This is a genomic window from Yersinia sp. LJYL362 (assembly GCF_048323875.1).
Window position 1 is genome coordinate 1 of record NZ_JBLWEX010000130.1, and the last position, 11,243, is coordinate 11,243.

Genomic DNA, 11,243 nt, shown 5'->3' on the forward strand with positions numbered 1-11,243 from the left:
TTTGTGCTTTGTTATAGTCAACTTTTGACTCGATCAACACGCGAATACCTGACGCAGCAATAACCCCGTACAGCAGCAGTGAGACGCCCCCCATAACCGGCACTGGCACCGCCTGAATTGCAGCAGCTAATTTACCGATACAAGAGAGCATTATCGCCAGAATCGCCGCACCACCGATAACCCAGGTACTGTAAACACGGGTGATCGCCATAACGCCGATATTTTCACCATAAGTGGTATTCGGTGTCGAACCGAAGAAGCCGGAAATCACCGTCGAAATACCATTGGCAAACATCGAACGATGCAGGCCAGGGTCGCGAATCAAATCCTTTTTCACAATATTGGCTGTAACCACCAAATGCCCAATATGCTCGGCAATCACCACCAATGCCGCTGGCAAGATGGTCAGAATGGCAAACCATTCAAAACGTGGGGTATAGAACGTCGGTAAGGCAAACCAGTGGGCATCACGAATAGGGGTTAAATCAACCACCCCCATCACGAATGACAAGGCATAACCGACCAGCACACCAATCAGAATAGGGATAATAGCGAAGAAACCACGGAATAACACCGACCCCAGAATGGTCACACCTAATGTCACCATTGAAATGATGATGGTGCTTGAATCGACTGTTACCCCCTCCGCAGGCAGCAGCCCCGCCATTCCCGCAGCCACACCAGCCAATTCAAGGCCGATAACCGCGACAATTGCCCCCATGGCCGCCGGCGGGAACAGCACATTCAACCAACCAGTACCGGCTTTTTTCACAATCAACGCCACCAAGCAGAACAGCACGCCGCACATGATAAAACCGCCGAGAGCAACTTCGTATCCCAATGGCAGTAATAGCAATACTGGCGAAATAAAGGCAAAGCTAGACCCCAGATAAGCGGGGATTTTTCCCTTACAAATGAATAAGTAAAGCAAGGTTCCGATGCCGTTAAACAGCAGCACCGTCGCCGGGTTAATTTTAAACAGAATAGGAACTAAAACAGTGGCACCAAACATTGCGAACAAATGTTGGAAACTCAGGGGGATCGTCTGGAGCAGCGGTGGGCGCTCGCTGACGCCAATGGTGCGACGGCTCATTATATCTATCCTCTTCAATGGTGTGATTTATGCTAAAAATTATTCAAAAAAAAGCCGACTATCGAGTCGGCTATCATCAGTTATTTGGTTCCGAAAATCTTATCACCGGCATCACCCAATCCAGGGATAATGTAGCCGTGTTCGTTCAGACCTTGATCGATGGAAGCGGTGTACAGCTCGACATCGGGGTGAGCGGCTTCCAATGCTTTAATCCCTTCTGGTGCGGCAACCAATACCAATACTTTGATGCTCTTACAGCCGGCATTCTTCAGTAAATCAATAGTCGCAATCATCGAACCACCGGTTGCCAACATCGGGTCAACCACCAGCGCCATGCGCTCATCGATATTCGACACCAGCTTTTGGAAGTAAGGTACCGGCTTTAAAGTCGCTTCATCACGATAGACACCCACCACACTGATGCGCGCACTAGGAACATTTTCCAATACCCCTTCCATCATGCCCAAACCAGCACGCAGAATAGGGACTACGGTGATTTTCTTACCTTTGATCTGTTCAATCTCAACCGGACCGTTCCAACCCTCGATGGTGACTTTTTCAGTTTCCAGATCGGCGGTTGCCACGTAAGTCAGCAAACTTCCCACTTCAGACGCTAACTCGCGAAAACGTTTTGTACTGATATCATTCTCACGCATCAAACCAAGTTTATGTTTTACTAGCGGGTGTTTCACCTCAACGATCTTCATTATTTTTCTCCTGGTTAGGCGACTGGTGGCCAAAAAAATCGCGAGATTATACCGCCTTTTTTTTTGAACACCACAATGAATAGCCTGATTCAGATCAATAGAAAATCATTATTAAGTCAAGAAAGCTAAAAATCGGCGTGATATCACAAGCTACTCGCAAACGTTTGCCTCCGCTGTTAGAATTGTCGCGTTTTCTTCCTAAGCTCAAACAGCCAACCGCAGTGGGGACCTCGCAGTGACCAACAAAACCTCTCTCAGCTATAAAGACGCAGGTGTAGATATTGATGCCGGCAATGACCTTGTTGATCGCATAAAAGGTGTGGTTAAACAGACTCGTCGCCCAGAAGTGATGGGGGGATTGGGCGGCTTCGGTGCCCTCTGCGCTTTGCCACAAAAATACCGTGAACCTATTCTCGTTTCAGGGACTGACGGCGTCGGCACCAAGCTGCGTCTGGCGATGGACCTGAAACGTCACGATACCATCGGTATCGATTTAGTCGCTATGTGTGTTAACGACCTGGTGGTTCAAGGCGCAGAGCCACTGTTCTTCCTTGACTACTTTGCCACCGGTAAACTGGATGTGGATACGGCCGCCAGTGTAATTACCGGGATTGCCGAAGGGTGCAAACAGTCAGGTTGCGCACTGGTTGGGGGGGAAACTGCCGAAATGCCGGGGATGTACCACGGCGAAGATTACGACGTTGCAGGCTTTTGTGTTGGCGTGGTCGAAAAATCAGAAATCATTGATGGCAGCAAAGTCGCGCCTGGCGATGCTCTAGTCGCATTAGGAGCCAGCGGCCCGCACTCTAACGGCTACTCTTTGGTGCGCAAAATTCTGGAAGTCAGTCAAACCAACCCAGAACAGACCCAATTGGATGGCAAATCTCTGGCCGACCATCTGCTGGAACCCACCAAAATCTACGTAAAATCAATTCTAAGCTTAATTGAACAACTTGATATTCATGCTATTGCTCATTTGACCGGTGGCGGCTTCTGGGAAAACATCCCACGCGTATTACCACAAGGGACTCAGGCAGTTATCGATGAAAATAGCTGGCAGTGGCCTGCGGTGTTTAGCTGGTTACAGCAAACAGGTAATGTTAGCCGCCACGAAATGTACCGTACCTTTAACTGCGGCGTCGGCATGGTTGTTGCGCTCCCCGCTGAACTGGCAGACAAAGCGGTTGAATTGCTAACCGCATCCGGTGAAAAAGCCTGGAAAATCGGTGTTATCGCTGCGGCGACTGAGGGTGCAGAGCAAGTCATTATCAATCCGTAATATTGATAATTCCCCCTGCAACTTCAAGTACGAAGGGTTTACCCAAGGTAATTGGTGTTGCAGGTAGGCGGCAAGCAAGGGAACCCCGATGAGCTTACACCAGTAAGTGATTCGGGTGAACGCGCGCAGCCAACACCCCTGCAACTTCAAGTATGAAGGGTATTATGAAAAAGATAGTGGTATTGGTCTCCGGCCAAGGCAGTAATTTACAGGCACTGATAGACGCCCAACAGCAAGGGCGTATTTCAGGCGAGATTAGTGCTGTTTTCAGTAATAATCCTGATGCTTATGGGCTAAAGCGAGCTGAGCTGGCAGGTATCGCAGCTCATGCTCTGGAGGCCAAGGCTTATGCCGATCGCACCAGTTTTGATTTAGCACTAGCGCAAGCCATTGATCAGTATCAACCTGATTTGCTGGTGCTGGCGGGTTATATGCGCATTCTCAGCCCGGAATTTGTTCAGCATTATGCTGGCCGGATGTTAAATATTCACCCATCCCTATTGCCCAAATATCCCGGCTTGCATACCCATCGTCAAGCATTGGAAAACGGCGACCAGGAACACGGTACCTCAGTGCATTTTGTCACAGAGGAACTGGATGGCGGCCCGGTCATCCTGCAAGCTAAAGTCCCGGTATTTAGTGATGATACCGAAGAGGATGTGGTCCTGAGAGTGCAAACTCAAGAGCACAGCATTTATCCGTTAGTGGTCGATTGGTTTACTAATGGCCGCCTGACAATGCGTGATAATGCGGCCTGGTTAGATGATAAGCGCTTACCCGCACAAGGTTATGCGGCTGAGTGAAACAATTTAATGAATATTGATTAAAGGCGCTGCCATCTTAAGGTGAGCGCCTTTTTTAATTCCCCTGTGCTTACCCCTTGTGCTAATAGTATAATTTTTAGGGCAGCAGCCGCTGTCGTCATATGAGGAATAAGCATGTCAACCACTAGCAGCGTCCGGTTACGCCCTCTGGAACGGGATGATCTGCCGTTTGTCCATCAGTTAGATAATAATGCCAGTGTTATGCGTTACTGGTTTGAAGAGCCTTATGAGGCTTTCGTCGAACTGTCTGATCTGTATGATAAACATATCCATGATCAGAGCGAGCGCCGCTTTATTATTGAAAGCCAGGGCACCAAAGTGGGTCTGGTTGAGTTAGTCGAAATTAACCACATTCACCGCCGCGCTGAGTTTCAAATTATTATCGACCCAGCCCATCAAGGTAAAGGTTTTGCTGGTTCGGCTGCACGACTGGCAATGGAATACGGTTTTTCTGTCCTGAATCTGTACAAACTGTATTTAATTGTGGATAAAGAAAATGAGAAAGCCATTCATATTTATACAAAGTTAGGCTTTGAAATAGAAGGTGAATTGAAACAAGAGTTCTTTATCAATGGTGAGTATCGCACAGTGATCCGTATGTGTATTTTCCAGCCGCAATATTTGGCTAAATATAAAACTCCATCGATAAAGAGTGCTTAACCCATAGTCAGGTCTTTGACGCTGTAGCCAGCATCGCCGCTTCAGCGTCATGTTCACCCGCCACCGCTCAACCATAACGCCCGGTAATATAATCTTCCGTACGCCGTTGATGCGGAGAGGTGAACAACGCATCGGTATCATTATATTCCACCAGCCCCCCTTGATGGATAAACGCGGTGTAATCTGAAACCCTGGCCGCCTGCTGCATATTATGGGTGACCAATATCACGGTATACTGCTGTTTTAATTCCGTAATTAACTCTTCGATGGTTAACGTTGAAATAGGATCTAACGCCGATGTCGGCTCATCGAGCAATAGCACTTCCGGTTCAATCGCAATCGCCCGAGCTATCACTAAGCGCTGTTGCTGACCACTGGAGAGGCGAAAAGCATTTTCGCGTAACCGGTCTTTGACCTCATGCCACAAGGCGGCGGCACGTAATGAGCGCTCGACGGCATCATCCAGCACTCGCCTATCGCGAACCCCCTGCAAACGCAGGCCATAGACCACATTCTCATAAATAGATTTTGGGAAGGGATTCGGCCGCTGGAAGACCATGCCGACCCGCCGACGCAATGCCGCCACATCGGTGTTTTTCTCGGTAATCACTTGGTTACCCAGCCGAATCTGGCCCTCAAGGCGACAGTTATCCAGCAAATCATTCATGCGATTAAAGCAGCGCAACAAGGTTGATTTACCACAGCCGGAGGGACCAATGAGCGCAGTGACACGGTGCTTGGGGACATTAAACGAAATATCATGCAGCACCTGTTTGTCGCCATAAAATAAATTGAGCTTTTCGACCGCCAATGCAGTTTGCTCGTGGGTCAATTGCTGCACATCTAACAGCGGCAGCGAATCCGGCATCAAAAGTCCCATATCTCATCCTGCGGGTTAAAAAGTTCAGTCACAGCATTAAACCCCGGTATTTTTCGCGCAGATGATGGCGAATACCAATAGCCGCTAAATTCAGGCCCACCACAATAATCACCAGCAATAGCGCGGTGGCAAACACTAATGGCCGAGCCGCTTCTACATTAGGGCTTTGGAATGCCATATCGTATATCTGGAAGCTTAAATGCATAAATTTACGTTCTAAATGCAGGAACGGGAAAACACCGTCTACTGGCAATAGTGGCGCTGATTTCACCACACCCACCAACATCAAGGGGGCCGTTTCCCCTGCGGCTCGAGCCACCGCTAAAATCAGCCCGGTTATCATCGCAGGGGCGGCCATCGGCAATACAATATGCCACAGTGTCTCGGCTTTACTGGCTCCCAGCGCCAATGACCCCTGCCGCAAGCTGGCCGGAATGCGCGATAAACCTTCCTCTGTCGCAACAATCACTACCGGCAATGTCAATAAAGCCAGCGTTAATGCCGCCCAGAGTACGCCCGGTGTGCCAAATGTCGGGTTAGGCAAAGCTTCGGGATAAAACAGTTTATCCAGTGAGCCACCGATAAAATAGACAAAGAAACCGAGGCCAAACACCCCATAAACAATGGAAGGCACACCAGCCAAATTCACCACGGAAATACGAATCATCCGAGTCAGCCAGTTTTTCCCTGCATATTCATGTAAGTAAACCGCGGCAATCACCCCCAGCGGCATGACCACAATAGACATCAAGACAACCATCAGCACGGTGCCAAAAATAGCCGGGAACACCCCACCTTCAGTATTGGCGTTGCGCGGGTTATCGGTCAGAAACTTATGTGTTTGTAGCGCGAAATGACGTAGTTTCTGCCCAAAGCTCATATCATTAGGGTACCAGGCACGGTTGATTTGGCTCAGTGGCAGCGGATGAATTTGCCCATTCATATCACGCAGTAGCAAAGTGTAACGGCTTTGGTCGCTTTGCAAGCCGCGTAATTTCTCCATCAGCGCCTGATGGCTGCGCTGGAGTTCGCCCCATTCGGCTTCAATGCGGTCTTGTGCTTTGCCATCAAAATCGCCGGTCATTTGCAGGCGTTTTTTCTGTAGCCGTAATGCTTCGAACTGTTGATTCAGCATGTTCATCTGGCGGAACTGAATATCTTTGGACTGCCTGACCAGCGCTTGTATCACCGGAATACGTTTTTGCAGTTCCTGAGCTAAATTATCGCCCACCACCGGCTGGCCGTTATCCAGCATCCCAGCAAGAAATCCGTATGCCGTACCATTGATTTGCCTTTCCAGCACCAACACATCTTTGGGCTGGCTGCGCTGCTGAATATCGGTGTCCAGCAAGCGGTGAAAATCGTGCCCTTGTATCTCGCGGTTACCGGTCTTAATTAGGTAACGGGTCACCGTTTCACCCGCGGCAGGCGGCAACATAATGCCAGCTTGCTCTAGCTGTTCGCGTGGGAGGGATTGCTGCTGATAAATTTCACCAATCACCTGAACCGGGCCGGCGGCAGTTTGCTTGAGTTCAAATACATAAACTGGGCTGGGCCAGAAATAACGCATCCCCTGCCCCGCCAATAATAAAAGCACCCCCAGCAAGGCCAGCAAGCTGATACTCACTGACCCAGCCGTCAGCCAGATCCACGGCGAGCCGGAGGCAAACCATTTTTTGGTAAAGCCAGTCATCAGGCAATCTGCTCCATTTGATAGCGTTCACGTAACCGCAAGCGAATGGACTCGGCGAGTGTATTGACTAAAAACGTGAAACAAAACAGCACTAATGCCGTCAAGAACAGCACCCGATAATGGCTACTGCCCATCACCGCTTCCGGCATTTCAATGGCAATATTCGCGGCCATCGCCCGTAGCCCCTGGAAAATACTGCCATCGATAATCGGCGTATTCCCAGTCGCCATCAGCACAATCATGGTTTCCCCCACTGCACGGCCAAAACCAATCATTAATGCAGAGAAAATACCGGCATAAGCGGATGGCAGCACTACGCGAATCAGGGTTTGCCACGGGGTCGCGCCAAGGGCCAGAGACCCCTGACTCAGTGATGGCGGCACGCTAAATAGCGCATCTTCGGCCAGCGAGAAAATGACCGGGATCAGGGCAAAGCCCATGGCGACTCCCACCACTAAGGCATTGCGCTGGTCATAATTATCGCCCAACCATTCATGCAGCGGCACTCCCAGCACCCCTATCGCCAGTTTTGGCCCTAACCAAAGCGCCAGCCAGCCAGTCACTAGAATGACCGGCAGCAAGATAATGACATCCCAACCTGCGGGTAACTGGCGTTGCGTTTTTGCCGCCAACCGGGCGCTGCCCCAGCCACACAATAAAATTGTCAATGCCAGCAAGGGTGGCAACAATAAAATACCGGACAAATACTGTTCGATAACCGGAGCCAGCCAAATACCCGCAATCAAACCAATCACCACCGTCGGAAAAGCTCCCATCATCTCAATCGTCGGTTTAACTATTCGCCTTAGGCCCGCCGACATAAAATAAGCAGTATAAATAGCACCAGCCAATGCCAGAGGTACAGCGAATAGCATGGCATAGCCTGCGGCTTTTAACGTGCCGAAAATGATGGGAATGAGACTGAATTTGGCTTGATAACTCTCTTGTGCCGAACTTGACTGCCAAACATAGGCCGGTTCCGGGTAATTCTCATACCACACCCGCTGCCATAGGCTGCGCCAATTGATGTCAGGATAGCGATTGTCTAATTGATAGGTTGACCAACCGGCAGCATTCTCGACCAGCAGGTTATCGCCCCAAGGGGAGAATGCGGCATGAGTGATGCCCGCCACCAGTGGATGTTGTAATAGCGGCGCTGGCTGGATACTAGAAAACAGTGATAATTCACCTTGAGGCGACAATGAAGCAAATACCCGCCGCGTGCTTTCCGTGGTGAGTAAGCCCTTACCTGCGGGCGTAAAGCTGCGGATTCGCGTCAAATGATACTGATTATCTGGCCCTTTGGGTACATCAAACCATTGTGTAACAACCCCCTCCGGCGATTGCACCAACAGTGACTTTCCGCCCGCCAGTAAGGCCAGTTGTAATGGTTCTGACGAAGGGTGTTTATCATCTTGCAAAGAAACCACTTCACGTAATGTCACTTCAGCGCCAAATTGGTAGATATACACCTGATGGCCGGATAACAGATAGAGCAGACGCCCATCGGGTGCCAATAGCAGTTGATCAATGGCCTTGGGGACATCCGTCAGTTCGGTGACCTGCTGCCCTTGAGCAGTAAACATCCCGGCCATCAGACGACCATCTGCGGTAGTAGCGGCAATAGAAAAATGTTGGGGTTGCGGTTCAGCCAACACCAAATGACTCAGGTTTTGGCCAGTCAAATCCAGAAAACGCGGCTGCTCACCCAGTGGAAATTGCCAGCGAGGCGGTGTCGCTGAAAAATCAGGTCGCAGCAGAATAAAACGACCATTGCTCAGGCCAATGCCATATAAAGATTGCCCCCCCGCAGCACGGCTGATTGATAGCGGTGGGGGCGATAGCGGGTACTCACTGATAAGGCTCCCGGCGGGAGATTCACCCTGCTTATCCAACCGGATGAAATAACCTCGGCCCTTATCATCAATGCGGTATCCCACTCTCCCTTGGGCATCAGCTCCCATAGCAAGCGTCGGCGCACTGCGATCCACGGCAAATTGATGGTGCAAATTAATGGAAGCCGGTTTAAACAGGGGGAGGACGGCGTACAATAAATAAACGAAAATCAGCATCAATGTCAGCAGAACCAACAGGCCACTGCCCGTCACTAACATGCGCACCAGACGTTCGATGACAGCCCGGCGCTTATCTCTCCCTGATGGTATTACCCCGCCCGCTTGCTGCATAATCTTCGATTGCCCCATGCCCTTACGCTGTTTCCGGCCTATGTTATCAAGCCAAACGCCTATCTATAATAGATATACCGCCAGATGACCGAGCATCTTATGTTAGTTTTGTGGCGTTTGCATGACTAAGTAAGAGTTTTTAACCAACAAAGTTAACTCGTGATATCTGTTGGACTTTCTTGTCAAACTTTCGCAATAATGATTAAGGACACTAAATACTCCCACAATAATCTTACTGGAGTTGCAATGGGTCAGGAAAAGCTCTACACCGAAAAAGAACTCAGTTGGTTATCTTTTAATGAACGGGTATTGCAGGAAGCGGCGGATAAGAGCAATCCACTTATCGAGCGGATGCGATTTCTTGGCATTTACTCCAATAATCTCGACGAATTTTATAAAGTCCGTTTTGCTGATCTGAAACGGCGCATTCTGATTAACGAGGAACAAGGCTCTGCCGTCACCTCCCGCCATTTGCTGAAAAAAATCCAAAGCAAAGTGGTGAAAGCCGATCAAGAATTTGACGGGCTTTATAATGATCTATTGCTGGAAATGGCACGTAATCAAATCTTCCTGATTAATGAGCGGCAAATTTCCGAGAATCAGCAAATCTGGTTAAAGCAATATTTCAAACAGCATCTGCGCCAGCACATTACGCCGATTCTGATTAACCACGACACCAATTTGGTGCAATTCTTAAAAGATGATTACACCTATCTGGCAGTGGAAATTATCCGTGGTCAGGACATAGCCTATGCTCTGCTAGAAATTCCTTCTGATAAAGTACCACGCTTTGTTAACTTGCCACCCGAAGCACCTCGTCGTCGTAAACCAATGATATTACTTGATAATATTCTTAGATATTGTCTTGATGAGATTTTTAAAGGCTTCTTTGATTACGACGCGCTGAATGCCTATTCCATGAAGATGACCCGCGATGCGGAATATGATTTGGTCACTGAAATGGAATCCAGTCTGCTGGAGCTGATGTCATCGAGCCTAAAGCAGCGCCTGACCGCTGAGCCAGTACGCTTTGTTTATCAACGTGATATGCCCGATGAAATGGTGGAGTTACTGCGTAACAAGCTGGGTATCTCTAACGATGACTCCGTCATTGCCGGTGGCCGTTACCATAATTTCAAAGACTTTATCAGTTTCCCGAATGTGGGGAAAAGCAATCTGGTTAACAAACCCTTGCCGCGTTTACGCCATATTTGGTTTGATAAATTCCGCAATGGCTTTGATGCCATTCGCGAACAGGATGTGCTGCTGTATTACCCTTATCACACTTTCGAACACGTATTGGAATTACTCCGTCAGGCGTCATTCGATCCCAGCGTTTTAGCCATTAAAATCAATATTTATCGTGTTGCCAAAGATTCACGCATTATTGAATCAATGATCCATGCCGCTCACAATGGTAAAAAAGTAACGGTGGTGGTGGAATTACAGGCGCGTTTCGATGAAGAAGCCAATATTCACTGGGCCAAGAGTCTGACTGCCGCGGGCGTGCACGTTATTTTCTCCGCTCCGGGGCTGAAAATTCATGCCAAATTATTCCTAATCTCTCGGCTCGAAGGCGAGGAGATCGTGCGTTATGCTCATATCGGTACCGGTAACTTTAACGAGAAAACAGCACGTATTTATACCGACTATTCTTTACTGACGGCAGATGCGCGTATTACCAATGAAGTGCGGCGGGTCTTTAACTTTATTGAAAACCCTTACCGCCCGGTTAAGTTCGATAATCTGATGGTGTCACCGCAGAACTCGCGCTTGATGCTATATCAATTGATCGATCAGGAAATTATTCATGCTCAGGCGGGAGAAAGCGCCGGCATTACCCTGAAGATAAATAATTTAGTGGATAAAGGCCTGGTAGATAGGTTATATAGCGCCTCCAGTGCGGGCGTGAAAATCCGGC

The 11,243-nt window shown here is 49.0% G+C and carries 9 protein-coding genes; 4 read left to right on the forward strand and 5 right to left on the reverse strand.

Features of this window, described 5'->3' with window-relative positions:
* Positions 1-1,093: uracil permease (uraA, locus tag ACNSO8_RS05870; RefSeq protein WP_418394096.1), on the reverse strand; the 1,093-nt coding region annotated here is incomplete at its 3' end.
* Positions 1,094-1,173: 80 nt separating this feature from the next.
* On the reverse strand, positions 1,174-1,800 hold the full coding sequence (upp, locus tag ACNSO8_RS05875; RefSeq protein WP_392433787.1) for a uracil phosphoribosyltransferase: 627 nt from the start codon (positions 1,798-1,800) through the stop codon (positions 1,174-1,176).
* A 235-nt stretch (positions 1,801-2,035) separates the two neighbouring features.
* Between upp and purM the strand changes: the two genes are divergently transcribed.
* The 3 genes from purM to speG all read left to right on the forward strand — a co-directional run bounded on the left by purM (position 2,036) and on the right by speG (position 4,563).
* Positions 2,036-3,079, forward strand: coding sequence for a phosphoribosylformylglycinamidine cyclo-ligase (gene purM / locus ACNSO8_RS05880; protein ID WP_418394097.1), 1,044 nt, complete (start codon positions 2,036-2,038; stop codon positions 3,077-3,079).
* 164 nt (positions 3,080-3,243) lie between these two features.
* Entirely contained in the window at positions 3,244-3,882 is a 639-nt protein-coding gene (gene purN / locus ACNSO8_RS05885) for a phosphoribosylglycinamide formyltransferase (RefSeq protein WP_418394098.1), read from the forward strand.
* 135 nt (positions 3,883-4,017) lie between these two features.
* On the forward strand, positions 4,018-4,563 hold the full coding sequence (speG, locus tag ACNSO8_RS05890; protein ID WP_004391278.1) for a spermidine N1-acetyltransferase: 546 nt from the start codon (positions 4,018-4,020) through the stop codon (positions 4,561-4,563).
* 67 nt (positions 4,564-4,630) lie between these two features.
* Here speG and pstB read toward each other — a convergent pair whose 3' ends face one another.
* The 3 genes from pstB to ACNSO8_RS05905 are packed head-to-tail and all read right to left on the reverse strand — an operon-like array spanning position 4,631 to position 9,322.
* Positions 4,631-5,443: a phosphate ABC transporter ATP-binding protein PstB gene (gene pstB / locus ACNSO8_RS05895; protein ID WP_418394099.1), complete on the reverse strand. Its 813-nt coding sequence runs from the start codon at positions 5,441-5,443 to the stop codon at positions 4,631-4,633.
* A 28-nt stretch (positions 5,444-5,471) separates the two neighbouring features.
* Positions 5,472-7,136, reverse strand: a complete 1,665-nt coding sequence (pstA, locus tag ACNSO8_RS05900; RefSeq protein WP_418394100.1) for a phosphate ABC transporter permease PstA — start codon at positions 7,134-7,136, stop codon at positions 5,472-5,474.
* The gene (locus ACNSO8_RS05905) at positions 7,136-9,322 is read right to left on the reverse strand and encodes an ABC transporter permease subunit (protein WP_418394102.1); all 2,187 of its coding nucleotides are present in this window, start codon (positions 9,320-9,322) and stop codon (positions 7,136-7,138) included. The genes pstA and ACNSO8_RS05905 overlap by 1 nt, the downstream gene beginning before the upstream one ends.
* Before the next feature lie 246 nt (positions 9,323-9,568).
* Here ACNSO8_RS05905 and ppk1 point away from each other — a divergent pair.
* Positions 9,569-11,243, forward strand: a 1,675-nt coding sequence (gene ppk1 / locus ACNSO8_RS05910) for a polyphosphate kinase 1 (protein ID WP_418394101.1), incomplete at its 3' end; no start/stop codon positions are given.